Annotated in this window: 11 protein-coding genes; 9 read left to right on the forward strand and 2 right to left on the reverse strand. The window is 67.5% G+C overall.

Going from position 1 to position 14698, the window contains the following annotated elements; translation table 11 throughout:
- The first annotated feature begins 134 nt into the window (after nt 1–134).
- From FBF36_RS04415 to ilvC, 3 genes are read left to right on the forward strand one after another with little or no spacing between them, the layout of a single operon-like run.
- Entirely contained in the window at nt 135–1919 is a 1785-nt protein-coding gene (locus FBF36_RS04415) for an acetolactate synthase large subunit (RefSeq protein WP_009398402.1), read from the forward strand.
- Nucleotides 1920–1924: 5 nt separating this feature from the next.
- Nucleotides 1925–2437, forward strand: a complete 513-nt coding sequence (ilvN, locus tag FBF36_RS04420; RefSeq protein WP_003784785.1) for an acetolactate synthase small subunit — start codon at nt 1925–1927, stop codon at nt 2435–2437.
- Nucleotides 2438–2446: 9 nt separating this feature from the next.
- Nucleotides 2447–3478: a ketol-acid reductoisomerase gene (ilvC, locus tag FBF36_RS04425; protein WP_009398408.1), complete on the forward strand. Its 1032-nt coding sequence runs from the start codon at nt 2447–2449 to the stop codon at nt 3476–3478.
- Nucleotides 3479–3555: 77 nt separating this feature from the next.
- Here the strand turns inward: ilvC and FBF36_RS04430 are convergent, their stop codons facing one another.
- Together FBF36_RS04430 and FBF36_RS04435 are read right to left on the reverse strand one after the other, a co-directional pair.
- Entirely contained in the window at nt 3556–4821 is a 1266-nt protein-coding gene (locus FBF36_RS04430) for an MFS transporter (RefSeq protein ID WP_009398409.1), read from the reverse strand.
- Nucleotides 4818–5438 (reverse strand): TetR/AcrR family transcriptional regulator, encoded by a 621-nt coding sequence (locus FBF36_RS04435; RefSeq protein ID WP_009398410.1) that lies wholly within the window; start codon nt 5436–5438, stop codon nt 4818–4820. The genes FBF36_RS04430 and FBF36_RS04435 overlap by 4 nt, the downstream gene beginning before the upstream one ends.
- A 116-nt stretch (nt 5439–5554) precedes the next feature.
- Between FBF36_RS04435 and FBF36_RS04440 the strand changes: the two genes are divergently transcribed.
- From FBF36_RS04440 to tagD, 6 genes are all read left to right on the forward strand, one after another.
- Entirely contained in the window at nt 5555–6622 is a 1068-nt protein-coding gene (locus FBF36_RS04440) for a 3-isopropylmalate dehydrogenase (protein ID WP_009398411.1), read from the forward strand.
- A 261-nt stretch (nt 6623–6883) separates the two neighbouring features.
- Nucleotides 6884–8059 (forward strand): branched-chain amino acid aminotransferase, encoded by a 1176-nt coding sequence (locus FBF36_RS04445; protein ID WP_009398415.1) that lies wholly within the window; start codon nt 6884–6886, stop codon nt 8057–8059.
- 178 nt (nt 8060–8237) lie between these two features.
- Nucleotides 8238–9374 (forward strand): LCP family protein, encoded by a 1137-nt coding sequence (locus tag FBF36_RS04450; RefSeq protein ID WP_034493479.1) that lies wholly within the window; start codon nt 8238–8240, stop codon nt 9372–9374.
- A gap of 77 nt (nt 9375–9451) precedes the next feature.
- Entirely contained in the window at nt 9452–10741 is a 1290-nt protein-coding gene (gene wecC, locus FBF36_RS04455) for a UDP-N-acetyl-D-mannosamine dehydrogenase (protein ID WP_009398419.1), read from the forward strand.
- Nucleotides 10742–10870: 129 nt separating this feature from the next.
- Nucleotides 10871–13945 carry a CDP-glycerol glycerophosphotransferase family protein gene (locus FBF36_RS04460; RefSeq protein ID WP_225792463.1) on the forward strand — a complete coding sequence of 1025 codons (3075 nt, stop codon included), beginning with the start codon at nt 10871–10873 and terminating at the stop codon, nt 13943–13945.
- A gap of 265 nt (nt 13946–14210) precedes the next feature.
- Complete coding sequence (gene tagD, locus FBF36_RS04465) at nt 14211–14603, forward strand: glycerol-3-phosphate cytidylyltransferase (protein WP_009398422.1); 393 nt, start codon at nt 14211–14213, stop codon at nt 14601–14603.
- Nucleotides 14604–14698: the final 95 nt, after the last annotated feature.

Genomic DNA, 14698 nt, shown 5'->3' on the forward strand with positions numbered 1-14698 from the left:
CCGCCACGGCATCCAGTCCGTGATTCCATGATGTGAGATTGCAGGTGTCTCATTATGACTCTGCGCGGAGACTGATCTAACGTTCATTACCCGGCAGGTCGCCGGACGGTAGGCACGGAGAAGGAGAGCCAGCGATGACACGCGATGACGCTCCCGCACGTCAGGGCCAGCAGGTCATGACAGGCGCCCAGGCTCTGGTGCGCGCGCTGGAGGAGCTAGGCGTCACAGACATCTTCGGGATGCCGGGTGGTGCCATCCTGCCCTTCTACGACCCCTTGCTCGCCTCGACGAAGATCCGCCACGTCCTGGTGCGTCACGAGCAGGGCGCTGGTCATGCCGCCGAGGGCTATGCCATGGTCACCGGTCGCCCCGGGGTCTGTGTCGCCACGTCCGGCCCCGGTGCCACCAACCTCATCACCCCCATCGGTGACGCCCACATGGACTCGGTGCCCATGCTGGCCATCACCGGTCAGGTCGGAAGCCGTGGAATCGGGACGGACGCCTTCCAGGAGGCCGATATCGTCGGTGCCACGATGCCCTTCGTCAAGCACTCCTTCCTCATCACCCGTTCGGAGGACATCGTCCCGTGCGTGGCCGAGGCCTTTCACATCGCCTCCACCGGACGCCCCGGCCCGGTCCTCATCGACATCTCCAAGGATGCCCAGGAGGGGCCCACCGAGTTCGTGTGGCCCCCGGCGCGGGACCTCCCCGGCTACCGCCTGCCGGGCAAGCCCAACCAGCGGCGCCTGGCTCAGGCCGCAGAGGTGATCTCCGCGGCAGAGCGGCCCGTCCTCTACCTCGGCGGCGGCCTGAACCGGGCGCAGGTTCCCACCGAGGACCTGACCGAGCTCGTCGAGCTCATCGGAGCGCCCTTCGTCACCACTCTGACCGCCCTTGACGTCATGCCCAGTGAGCACCCGCTCAACCTGGGGATGCCCGGGATGCACGGTACCGTGGCCGCCGTCGGGGCCCTGCAGCGCGCCGACGTCGTCGTCTGCCTGGGAGCCCGCTTCGACGACCGGGTCACCGGCCGGCCGGACACCTTCGCAACCAAGGCCTCGGTGATCCACGTCGACGTCGACCCGGCAGAGATCTCCAAGATCCGTACCGCCGACGTCCCGATCGTCGGGGATCTGGCCGACGTCGTTCCCGCTCTGAGCACCGAGTTCCGCGACCACGTCGCCGCCGAGGGGCGGGCGGACATCGCCCCGTGGCGCGGCGAGGTCGGGCGCATCCAGGCCACCTACCCCACGGGCTGGACCGATACCGATGACGGGCTGCTTCAGCCGCAGGAGGTCATCACCCACCTCGACCGGGCCGCCTCCGAGGACACCATCTGGGTCACAGGCGTGGGCCAGCACCAGATGTGGTCGGCCCACTACCTCACCTTCCGTCGCCCCCACACCTGGCTCACCTCAGCCGGCGCCGGCACCATGGGCTACGGCCTGCCCGCCGCCATGGGTGCCAAGGAGGCGTGTCCCGACCGGCCGGTATGGCTCATTGACGGAGACGGCTGCTTCCAGATGACCAACCAGGAGCTGGCCACCTGCACCCTCAACAACATCCCCATCAAGGTCGCCGTCATCAACAACTCCTCGTTGGGCATGGTGAGGCAGTGGCAGACTCTGTTCTACGGGCAGCGCTACTCCAACACCGACCTGCATACCGGCGCCGGAACGGTACGTATTCCCGACTTCGTCACGATGGCCGAGGCCTACGGGGCCGTGGGACTGCGCTGCGAGCGCCTGGAGGACCTGGATGACGTCATCGCCCAGGCCAATGCCATCAACGACCGTCCCGTCGTCGTCGACTTCATCGTCTCCGCGGACGCCCAGGTGTGGCCCATGGTCGCGGCCGGGGTGTCCAACGACGAGATCCAGCACGCCCGCGGCATGAGCCCGGTGTGGGAAGAGGAGTGAGCGCCGTGAGCGAGAAGCACACGCTGTCCGTCCTGGTGGAGAACAAGCCCGGCGTCCTGACCCGGGTCTCGGCGCTGTTCACGCGCCGGGGCTTCAATATCCACTCCCTGGCCGTGGGGCCCACCGAGCATGAGGACATCTCGCGCATCACGGTGATCGCCGATGCTGAGGGACTGGCCATGGAGCAGGTCACCAAGCAGCTCAACAAGCTGGTCAACGTCCTCAAGATCGTCGAGCTCGATCCTGATACCTCGGTCGAGCGCGAGCTGTACCTCATCAAGGTGCACGCCGATGACGCCAACCGCACCGCGGTGCTCCAGGTCGTCGACCTGTTCCGCGCGCACGTCGTGGACGTCGCCCCCACGTCGGTGGTCATTGAGACCATCGGCTCAGAGTCCAAGGTCAAGGCTCTACTGACGGCTCTCCAGCCGTACGGTGTCAAAGAGATTGTCCAGTCCGGTGCCGTGGCGATCACGCGCGGCCCACGATCCATCACCGATCAACTCAAGGAGAAGTGAGAAGCAATCATGGCAGCTGAGAAGTTCTACGACGACGATGCCGACCTGTCCGTCATCCAGTCCAAGAAGGTCGCCGTCATCGGATACGGTTCCCAGGGGCACGCTCACGCTCTGAACCTGCGCGACTCCGGCGTCGAGGTCGTTGTCGGCCTGCGTGAGGGCTCCTCCTCAGTGGCCAAGGCGGAGGAGGCGGGCCTGCCCGTCAAGTCCATCGCCGAGGCCGTCGCCTGGGCCGACGTCGTCACCGTCCTGGCGCCCGACCAGGTGCAGGCCACCCTCTACCGCGAGGAGATCGAGCCGAACATCAAGGCGGGCTCCGCCCTCCTGTTCTCCCACGGCTTCAACATCCACTTCGGTTACATCAAGCCGGCTGCGGACATCGATGTCGTCATGGTGGCCCCCAAGGGACCCGGCCACACGGTGCGCCGTGAGTTCGAGTCCGGCCGAGGCGTGCCTGTGCTCGTCTGCGTGGAGCAGGACGCCACCGGTAGCGCCTGGGACCTCGTCCTGTCCTACGCCAAGGCCATCGGCGGTACCCGCGCCGGTGCCATCAAGACCACCTTCCGCGAGGAGACCGAGACCGACCTCTTCGGTGAGCAGGCGGTCCTGTGCGGTGGCGTCTCCAAGCTCATCCAGTACGGGTTCGAGACTCTGGTCGAGGCCGGCTACCAGCCCGAGATGGCCTACTTCGAGGTCTGCCACGAGATGAAGCTCATCGTCGACCTCATCAACGAGGGCGGTATCTCCAAGCAGCGCTGGTCCTGCTCCGACACCGCCGAGTACGGCGACTACGTCTCCGGCCCGCGCGTCATCACCCCCGAGGTCAAGGAGCACATGAAGGAGGTCCTGGCCGACATCCAGGACGGCACCTTCGCCAAGCGCTTCATGGACGACCAGGCCGCCGGCGCTCCTGAGTTCAAGAAGCTCCGGGCCGAGGGCGAGGCGCACCCCATCGAGGCCACCGGCCGCGAGGTGCGCTCCATGTTCGCCTGGCGCGCCGACGTCGACAAGGACTACACCGAAGGCTCCGTGGCCCGCTGAGGACCACTGAGATCCGTTGACAACGGGCGGCGCCCCGAAGACGTCAGGTCATCGGGGCGCCGCCCGCTCGTTACCCGTCAGTGCGACTGGGGCGAGGCGATCCGACGTCGCTGGAGACGAACGGCGAGGGCCACCAGGGCCAAGGCCGCGCCCATGAGCCCCACGAGCAGAGCGGCACCGCGTCCAGGACCGGTGCCGACGACGGCTCCCAGGCTGGTGGACAGTGACTGTCCCGGCTCCAACAGGGGCTGAAGCACGTGGTCGACCAGCGCCCCGGAGCACAGGTAGGCCACCAGGTAGCCCGTCTGGGTGACCAGACTGATGGTGCCCCAGGTGCGCGCCTGCTGAGCGTTGTCGACCCGGGTGCGCACAAGGACCTCCGCCCCGGCCTGGGACAGGGGCAGGCAGGCGAAGATGAGGAAACCGCAGACGGCCACCCACCAGGCGCCCGGCCCCACGGGGAGCAGGGACATGGCGGCGCCGGTTCCGGCCAGCCCCGCGGCAAGCAGCGTCGTGGGCTGGGCGCTCTTCCAGGCGGTCACCAGGGCCGCGCCCATGAGCATGCCGGTAGCGGCCACCGTCTCAACCACCCCCATCTCAGCGGTGCTCACGGTGGGCAGAAGGATCGGCTTGAGGAGCACCTGAACGACCCCAATCGCGAGAGTGGCCAAGGTCATGAGGACAACGAGGGAGCGCAGGGCGGGATGGGATGCGATGGCCAGCCACCCCGCCATGACGTTGTGGTCCTCGCCCTGGTGGGGCTCGGTGCGTTGCGGTTCCTCGGTCGCCAGGGCGCGGCGCACCGTCAGGGTGCACGCCACGGTGACCAGGCAGGTACTGGCGTCCAGCAACAGGAGACCCCGGGGCCCGACCAGGGGCATGAGGAATCCCGCCACGGCCGGTGCCAGCAGGTACTTGGCCGCCGAGGCGAGCTGGAGGAGGCCGGAGGAGCGCACGTAGTCCTCCTCGGTCACCAGATCGGTGACGCTCGCCCGCAGCGCCGGCTCGGTCAGCGCGGCCAGGCAGGAGGAGATGACGGCTCCTGCGCAGATCCATCCCAAGGGCGGCCGGGGCGAGGAAAGGGCCGCCAGGATGACGCCCAGTCCGAGAATCGAGCCGGCATCCCCGATCATCATCATGAGGCGGCGGTCGTAGCGGTCTGCGAGGACCCCGGCCAAGGGCGCCAGAAGAACAATGGGGGCGAAGGCACTCATCTGGACGGCCGCCACCGAGGACGCCGTTCCGTAGGCGCGCAGTATGACGACGGCCAGGCCGAAGGCGGTCAGCCCTGTTCCCAGCGAGTTGATGAACGAGCCCAGGACCAGCAGTCCGACGTGCTTCACGGCTCCGCCTTCATCAGGATGCCGAGGCTGCCGGGCTTGGCACCCAGCAGTGTCTCACCGGCCCAGATGAGGCTCTCGCGACGGCGGGCGAGTTCCGCGGGACTGGGCTTCATGATGTCCTGGTCCAGGAGGATGCCCGAGGCGCTCAGCAGCAGCTCGATGGCGTCACGGGGGCGCTCGGTGGTGAAGGTCCCCTCGCTCACTCCCTGGGTGATGACCTCGGTCAGGACCGGGGTGAGGTGCTCGATCATCGCCGTGATGGACAGCAGGTGGAACTCCGCGTTACCCGGTGCGTGGAACTGGTCGACGAGCTCGGTCTCGGTGTCCGCGAGCCGCATCGCGGCCATGATCGCTGCGAGCTTGTCCGTCGCCGGGGCCGATGAGGTGGCGATCTCGCGGGCCTGCTGCTCGACCTGGAGGACGATGCGCAGGACCAGGGCCTTGAGAATCTGCTCCTTGCTGGGGAAGTGGTAGTAGAGCGTCCCCTTGGCGATGCCCACGATCCTCAGGATGTCCTCCATGGTCGTGGGTTGAAATCCCTTGGTGGTGAACAGGGTATGGGCGGCGTCGAGAATCTCCTCGCGACGTTGCGCGGCAGGGCGATGGATGCGCGGCATGGCTCCTCCTCGGGGCATCGGCAGCAGACTAATCGACTGCTGGTCGAAACGCGAGCGCGTACTTCCGTGATGCGGACTCCTCGTCTCGCATCCTGATCGTGCCCTAAGGTTGCCTCATGACGCAGACCATCAAGCTGGCAGTAATCCCGGGTGACGGCATCGGTAAGGAGGTCGTCCCCGAGGGGCTCAAGGTCCTTGAGCGAGCGCTGGAGGGAACCGGGGTCACGGTCCGTCCTACCGCCTTCGACCTGGGGGCTGAGCGCTGGCACCGCACCGGCCAGACCCTCACCGATGAGGATCTTGAGGCCATCAAGGCGCATGACGCCATTCTGCTGGGGGCCGTCGGCGATCCCTCCGTCCCCTCCGGTGTGCTCGAGCGCGGTCTGCTCCTGCGTCTGCGCTTCGCCCTGGACCACTACGTCAACCTGCGTCCCTCGGTGTACTACCCGGGCGTGCCGACGCCGTTGGCCGATCCGGGCGATATCGACTTCGTCGTGGTGCGCGAGGGCACTGAGGGCCTGTACTGCGGTAACGGCGGCGTCGTGCGCCAGGGCACGGCGCACGAGATCGCCACCGAGGTCAGTGTCAACACGGCCTACGGGGTGGAGCGCCTGGTACGTTACGCCTTCGCCAAGGCCCGGGCCAGGGCGGCCAAGCACCTCACCCTCGTCCACAAGCACAACGTGCTCGTCCACGCCGGCGACCTGTGGCGGCGCACCGTGGAGGCCGTCGGCACCGAGTACCCCGACGTCGCCGTCGACTACTGCCACGTGGACGCCGCCACCATCTACATGGTGACCGACCCCGGCCGCTTCGACGTCATCGTCACCGACAACCTCTTCGGCGACATCCTCACCGATGAGGCCGGTGCCGTGACCGGTGGCATCGGGTTGTCGGCCTCGGGCAACATCAACCCTGAGAAGGCCTTCCCCTCGATGTTCGAGCCCGTCCACGGCTCTGCCCCGGATATCGCCGGTCAGGGCAAGGCGGACCCGACCGCCACGATCAGCGCCGTCGCTCTCATGCTCGACCACCTAGGGCTGTCCGAGGCCGCTGCGAGGGTCGAGGCCGGAGTCGCTGCGGACATGGCCGCCCGAGGTGACGGCGCCCAGCGCTCCACCAGCCAGATCGGTGACGCCATCGCCGATGCGGTGACGACCGGTGCGGATGCGTCATCGCATTGAGACGCCACGTCCCTCTTCGTGTCCGGAGCGTGATCAGGAGCCCTGGGGAACCGATGTAGGCGTGGAAGCGGCCCGGCTGGTGGTCTCGTGCGGGGCGGCGGAAGCAGTGCAGCAGCCGGGCGGGCCCGGGAGGCCGGCCGTGAGCGCTGGACCGAGGGATGCAGGACGGAACGCATGGCCGGATCCTGGCCCCGCACCGTCCGCCAGCCAGCATATGGGAAGGTCGTGTCCGAGTTATGGCCTCGACGGTAGGGTGGGTCCATGCCCGAGACAGACGCCACCTCAACCGACTTCGCATCCACCCCCTTGGCTCGCGCCGCCGAGGTCCCGGTCCCGGAGGCCGATGTGCTCGCCGGTCGGTTCCCCTTGACCGCCAACCCATCACCCGTCGCTGAGGATGAACGGGCGGCAGTCCTGGCGGGTCTCCACTTCGGTGACTTCTTCACCGACCACATGGCTCACGCCCGCTGGAGGCAGGGTGAGGGATGGGGTGACTACGGCGTCGTTCCCTACGGCAGTCTCAGCCTGTCCCCGGCCGCCGCTGTGCTCCACTACGGCCAGGAGATCTTCGAGGGCATCAAGGCCTACCGGCACAAGGACGGATCGGTGTGGACCTTCCGTCCCCGCTACAACGCGGCGCGCCTCAACGCCTCCGCCCGGCGCATGGCTCTGCCCGAGCTGGCGGAGGAGGACTTCGTGGCCTCCCTGGTGGATCTGGTGCGTGCCGACGCCGCCTGGGTGCCCTCGGGTGAGGGCGAGTCCCTCTATCTGCGTCCTTTCGCCTTCGCCTCCGAGGCCTTCCTCGGCGTCCGTCCCTCCGCCGTGGTCGACTACTACGTCATCGCCTCGCCGGCGGGCTCCTACTTCCCCCACGGCCTCGAGCCCGTCTCCATCTGGGTGACCACCGAGTACCACCGAGCCGGACGTGGAGGAACAGGGGCGGCCAAGACCGGGGGCAACTACGCCTCCTCCCTGCTTCCTCAGCAGGAGGCCTACGAGCAGGGCTGCGACCAGGTTTGCTTCCTCGATGACATCTCGCAGAAGAACATCGAGGAGCTCGGTGGCATGAACATCATGGTCGTCGATGCCGAGGGGACTGTGCATACGCCGCGTCTGACCGGGACGATCCTTGAGGGCTCCACCCGCAGTGCCATCATCCGCCTGCTGCGCGACTCCGGGCGGAGCGTCGTCGAGGACACCATCAGCCTCCAGGGGCTGCTCGCGGACATCGAGTCGGGCCGGGTCAGTGAGGTCTTCGCCTGCGGAACCGCTGCCGTCGTCGTGCCTCTTGGGCGTCTCAAGGGCGAGGGGTTCGACGCCCGTATCGAGGGCAGTGAGGTCACCCGGCAGATCCACGACCGGCTCACCGCCATTCAGTCCGGCCGCGCCGAGGACCCCTACGGGTGGATGTACCAGCTCGTGCCTCCTCGTTCATAGAATCACTGACGATATTCTTCTGATCGCCCAGAAAGATATTCTGGACGTGACATGGAATGGTGACGGGGAGATTGCATGGGTCTCAGTTGCATCTCATTTCACGAGTGATTTGCCCGGAATTCCTAAAACAAGGGGGTTCCGGGTAAAACGCTTGAGAAAGATGTGATGCCATTAGCCCATGACGCAGTCCCTCCTACCAGAACCTGGAAGCACCCCGATTGACAAGGGTGATGCCGGACCAGCCTCATCAGAGGCTGAAACGACCTCAGTGCGCGGCGTGCGCAGTGCTCGACGCCGCCCCGGACGAGGATGGAGGATCGCCCTCCTCAGTGTCCTGGCGATCTTCCTGGTTCTGACCCTGGCCACAGGAGGCCTCGCTCTGTGGGTGCGCCACTCCATCGCCTCCGGCATTGAGACCATCGCCGATCCCTTCGCGGGTATTGCCACGCGTGCCCCGCAGCAGAAGGTGGCGGCCGGCCAGGAACCGGCCGTCAACATCCTGGTCCTGGGGACCGACTCGCGCACCTCCGCCTCTGACCCTTCCCAGTGGCAGGAGGGGGCCCAGCGCACGGACGCGATCATGATCGTTCAGGTCAGCGGTGACAGGAAGACTGTCTCGGTCATGTCGATCCCCCGTGACTCATGGGTGGAGATCCCCGGTCATGGCCAGGGCAAGATCAACGCCGCCTACTCCTACGGGGGCCCCTCGCTGACGATCCACACCGTGGAGAACCTCACTGGCATCCGCATCGACTACTTCGCAGTGGCGAACTTCGAGTCCTTCGTCGCGCTGACCGATGACATCGGCGGGGTGCGGGTCAACCTCAAGACGCCTCAGAGCCTCGCCGGCAAGGAATTCGGTACTGGTGCTCAGGTACTCAACGGGCAACAGGCCCTGGCCTACACCCGCGAGCGCTCCTCCCTCCCGGGCGGGGACCTCGACCGCGTCAGGCGTCAGCAGACCTGGATGCGCTCCATCGTGAGCAGTGTCCTGACCAACGGCACCCTGAGCAGCCCCACAGCGCTGTACTCGTTCCTCAAGACCGCCTCACGGACAGTCGCCGTGGACGAGTCCTTCACTCTCAACCAGATGCAGTCCCTGGCCCTGGAGACGCGTCACCTTCACAGCAACGACATGAAGTTCATGACTGTACCGACTGCCGGTACGGGAACCTCAGTGGACGGGCAGTCCATCGTCAAGCTCGACTCCGATGCGGACGCCCCCTTGTTCAAGGCCTTCGCCGAGGACCGGGTGAGCGCCTATCTCGCCGAGCACCCCGACGCCGTCGAGCTGCTTCCCGCCACGGTGAACTAGGGATGAGGACTCGTGACGCACGGCGCAGCGTCCCGGGGGAGCGCCTCACGGGACGCTCACAGACGCATGCACGACTCATGACTGACGCTGCTGAAGTAGAAGTAGTCGACGTCGCGGTCATCGGGCTGGGGTACATCGGCCTGCCCACGGCCGCGGTCCTGGCCCGTGCCGGGCTCGACGTCGTCGGGGTGGACCGTGTCCGGGAACGTGTCGAGGCCGTCAACCGTGGAGAGCTTCCCTTCCTCGAGGAGGGGCTGGCCACCGTGCTGGCCCAGCAGGTCGAGGCCGGCCGCCTGCGCGCCCAGACGGCGACGCCGTCGGCACGGACCTACATCATCGCGGTGCCGACCCCGTCGACGGGCCGGGACCACGTGGCCGATCTGTCTCTGGTGGAGGCCGCCACCAGGCAGATCGTCCCTCGTCTGACCGGGGGAGAGCTCATTGTCCTGGAGTCGACCTGCCCGCCCGGCACCACTCGCGCCCTGGCCGAGACGATCGGCTCGATGCGCCCGGACCTGTCAACGGACGGCAGCGGCTCACGGCCCCAGGTGTACCTGTCCTACTGCCCCGAACGCGTGCTGCCCGGCCGCATCATGACCGAGATGGTGACCAACTCCCGGGTCATCGGCGGCTTGACCCCCCAGGCCGGCGACCTGGCCCGAGACCTGTACGCCACCTTCTGCCGGGGTGACTTGGTCCTGACCGACGCCACCACCGCCGAGATGACCAAGCTGACGGAGAACTCCTTTCGCGATCTCAACATCGCCTTCGCCAATGAGCTGGCCCTCGTCTGCGAGCGGGTCGGGGTGGACGTCTGGGAGCTCATCGACCTGGCCAACCGCCATCCGCGGGTGAGCATTCTGCAGCCGGGCCCCGGGGTGGGCGGCCACTGCATCGCCGTGGACCCTTGGTTCCTGGTGTCCTGCGCTTCCGAGGATGCCCGGCTCATCCGTACGGCCCGCCAGGTCAACGACTCCCGGCCGGCCCACTACGTCGGGCGCATTCTCCAGGCGCTGGAAGGAGTGGCCTCGCCGACCGTGGCGGTGCTCGGCCTGACCTTCAAGGCCGACGTCGACGATCTGCGCCAGTCGCCCGCGCTCGCGATCACCGAGCAGGTGGCCGCTGCAGCGCCCCACGCCCGGGTCCTGGTGGCCGAGCCGCACGCCGGCGCGCTTCCACCGTCCCTGGCGCGGTGGGACAACGTTCGACTGACCGGGTGCCGGCAGGCCGTCGACCAGGCCGATGTCGTGGCGCTGCTGGTCAGCCACCAGGAGTTCGCCGATCTCGATCCGCTCCAGCTCGAGGGGCGCAGAGTCATCGACGCCACGGGGCTCTGGCGCTGCCGCGCTCCCCGACCGGCGGGTTAGAAGGACATGGGTGGTCGGCGTCTCAGACGTCTCATTGGTGCGGCTCTGCGCAGGGTGCACCGGCCCCGGCTCAGCGTCATCGTCAGGGCGGCGGGGGCCGGCCCTCACCTGGAAGGGGCCGTCCGATCCGTGCTCAACCAGTCCTTCAAGGACCTGGAGGTCCTGGTCGTCGTGGGGCCGGGGGGCGATGCGCAGTGCACTGGAGAGCAGGTGGCCAGTCGCCTGTCCGCCAGGGACCGGCGCGTCCGGCTCGTGCCCCGCGGCCTGGGCGGTGACTCGAGTGACTGGCTGGATGTCGCCCTGAAGCGAGCCAGGGGAAGCCTGGTCACCGTCGTCGACGGCGGTGACGGACTGATCGCCGGTGCCTGCCAGTTGATGATTCAGTGCCTGGAGCGGTCCGGCTCTGAGGCCGTCGTCGCGCGCTCGCGGTCCTTGACGCCAGCAGCCGGGGACGGGCCGAGGACGGGACCGTCCAGCGTGACCCGCCTCGCACAGCCACTGGCCCAGGTGCCCGGGGCGGTCGAGGACCTGGTGGCCGGCGCGGTCATCGCCCGCCGAGAACTGTGGACACCACCGAGGAGGCTCGTTGCGCTCCCCACCCCTGCGATGTCTCTACCCGCCAGGACCCTTGCGGTGCTTCGTCGTGCAACCCGCATTGACGTGCTGGATGAGGAGGTCTACACCTGGCGCGCCGGATCGGAGGCTCGTGGCCCCGGTGCGAACACTGATCCCGGCGCCCTCCTGGCGCAGGTGGATGCCCTGGTGCGGCTGGCTGCTGACGCGCCGGAGGCGGTGCGGCAGCAACTGGTCGCCGAACGCCTGAACCGGGACCTGGTTCTTCTGGCTGAGCGCGCCCACCGGGAGGGACCTGAGTTCGCCGACTGCCTCCGCCGCACCGCGAGGAGGGCGCTTGGAGATGCTGAAGACTCCGTGTGGGAGTCGACCGCGCTTCTCGATCGACTCGTGCTGTGGCTCCTCATCCAGGACGATCCGGCCAGTGCCGTGGAGCTTGAGGAGCTGGTCGGTCGGCGTTGCGAGGACCTGAGCCACCTTCCCCTGACCATTGAGGCAGGGGCGCTGCGACCCGAGCGGCGCTTCCTGGAAGGGCTCACGGTGACCAGTCGGCTCACCCAGGTCCGAGACGTCGACCTGAGACTGCACGTCAGTATCGACTCGGCGCGCTGGGGCGGCCCCAGGACCCTGGAGGTGCGCGGCAGCGCCTGGGTCCGGGGAGTCGACCCGAGCCTGATCGACCGCCCGATCGTTGAGGTGGTCGACGAGGCCGGGAGAGTTCGAGGACACGGCGAGGTGGATCGCTGCGAGGCGCCCCGGGCCGACCTGGAGGCCGGCGACCCGTGGCGCTCCTACCTGTCCTCGGGGATCGTGGTGCGTCTGCAGCTCGAACCGGGACGCTCCGTCTGGTTCCGGGTGGTGACCCGCGTGGCGGGGCGACGGGTGTGGGCATGGATGCCGCAACCGGCCGGCTCCAGCAGGTGGCGCCCGGCACCGCCGGAGCCCGGGATGCGCCTGGCGGTGCGCAGTCAACGGGGGCTGCTCCAGGCCGCTCCGGTGGAGAGCGGGGGCCCGGGGAGCGCGCTGCTGCCCAGTAGCCCGATCGGCGTCGTGCTCCTCGCTGCACGCCTGGACATCGACGCAACGCTGATGCTGAGCGGAACGGTGACGGGGGCCCCGGCGAGGCTGAACATTGTCCTTGGCGACAGTGCTGGAAACAGCGGCCCGATGACCGTATCCGCCGATCTGGCATCGGATGGCGGGTGGTCGGCGAGTATTGACCTGGTCGATCCCGACGTCGAGCTGGGGACTCACCCGATGAGCTGGAGCGCCGCGTCGCAGGACGAGCCCGACCGCTGCACTGAGGGTGCCTGTCTGGCAGGGGAGGAGATCGACGGTCCCGCCATCGAGGTTCCCGTCGCCCCAGCGCCCACCGGCTCCGCGGTGGCACCCGACGGCACCTCCTTCCCGGCGGGCTCCGGGCGCCCTGCGCGTCTCGCACGGATCATCACCCGTCGGAACGGCTCCGTGGCTGTGGCCGTCATCCCCCCGCTGACGCCTCAGGAGCGCTCGCGGCGGGGGCATCGGCTCCTCATTGAGCGTGAGCCCAAGGCCCTGAGAGCGGGAGTCTTCCTGGAGTCCTTCGGCGGGCGCAGCGGGGGAGACAATCCGGCCGCGATATGCGAGGACCTGGCGGCTCACGGCATCACCGCGACCCTGTGGTGGTCGGTCGTCGACGGGACGGTTCCAGTGCCGTCGGGTGCGCGCCCCGTCGTCGTCGGGTCACAGGAATGGGTGGAGGCGCTGCGCACCTCACGGGTCATCGTCACCAACGACCACCTTCCCTCCTGGTTCTCCAAGCGTGAGGGGCAGCACCTGCTCCAGACCTGGCACGGCACTCCGATCAAGAAGCTGCTGCACGACGCCCCACGAACCGTCACTCTGAGATACCGGCGCCTCATGGCCCGCCAGGTTCCCCAGTGGGACCTGCTGCTCGCCCAGACCCCGCAAGCCGGCAGGCGTCTTCAGCGGGCGCTGGGATACCACGGGCAGGTCCGGGTGGGGGAGTACCCCCGAAACGTGAGGCTCCTCGGGGGCTCTGAAGTGAGGCGACGGGTGCGCCACGAGCTCGGTATCGGTCAGGAGCAGCCGGTCATCCTCTACGCCCCGACCTGGCGGGAGAGCCTGCGGCCTGACAAGCGCGCAGTCGACTGCGGTACCGCGGGCGGGCCAGGGCCGGCGGGGGCGTTGGATGGGGAGCACCTGGCTGATCGTCTCGGCGTGGTGGTCCTCATGCGCAGCCACCACATGAACCGGGCAGGCCGTGTCCCAGGGGCGATCGATGTCAGCGGGTACCCGAGTGTCGAGGAGCTCATGGTGGCGGCCGACATCCTGGTCTCGGACTACTCCAGCATCTTCTTCGACTTCGCTCTCACCGGGAAGCCGGCAGTGGCCTACGTACCCGACCTGACCTTCTACCGCGATGTCGAGAGGGGTCTGTACGGTTGCTGGCCCCTCGAATCAGGGCTGCCCGTCGCCGTCGACCACGACGGGCTCACCTCCCACCTGCACAGGGTCCTGGGCGGTATCGACGCCGCGGGGGGCCGCTGCGCACCGCCAGAGGTGGATCCCGCACCGATCCTGGACAACCTTGCGTGGATCCGTGGATGGGTCACTCGTTTCCTGAGCTGATAAGCGACCGGAAGGGCGGATGAACCGCACCTCTCAAAAGAACTGGAAAGAATAATTGTGACGAGAGCGTGAGGTGCTCAGAAAAGGTGGGACAGGCCTCTCTGTGATTTTCAACAGCGAACATCGCATATTTCAGTGATATATCGGTATGGCATCGATTCTATGAAATCTTCGATGTCGGTTCGGAGGGTGGGGAATACTCACGGTGGTTTGTCCAGGGTGTTGTGGTGGGCGAGCCTCGGAGATTCAATCAGGAAGTGACCTCATGAAGCGCGTGATCACCTATGGCACATATGACCTGCTCCACTATGGTCATATTGCGTTGCTGAGGCGTGCGCGAGCGCTTGGAGACTTTCTGGTGGTGGCGCTGTCCAGCGATGAGTTCAATGCCGGAAAGGGTAAGCAGGCGTACTTCTCCTACGAGGAGCGCAAGGTGATGCTCGAGGCCATCCGGTACGTCGACCTCGTGGTGCCCGAGCTGACCTGGGGACAGAAGACCGAGGACGTCGCCAGGTACGGTATCGACGTCTTCGTCATGGGGAACGACTGGAGCGGTGAGTTCGACGATCAGCTGGAAGGGCTGTGCGAGGTCGTCTACCTTCCTCGGACTCCAGAGGTCTCGACGACTCGAATCAAGAGTGATATGCGCCTGGGCTGACTGGTGTGCTTTGAATCGGGGTGTCGCATGAGGTGAAGCGGGCCTCCGAGTTGGAGGCCGGAGTGAGTCTCGCTGTGTGGCGCGTCAGCAAGCGC

The organism is Actinomyces sp. oral taxon 171 str. F0337 (assembly GCF_005696555.1).
Classification (GTDB): Bacteria; Actinomycetota; Actinomycetes; order Actinomycetales; family Actinomycetaceae; genus Actinomyces; species Actinomyces oris_E.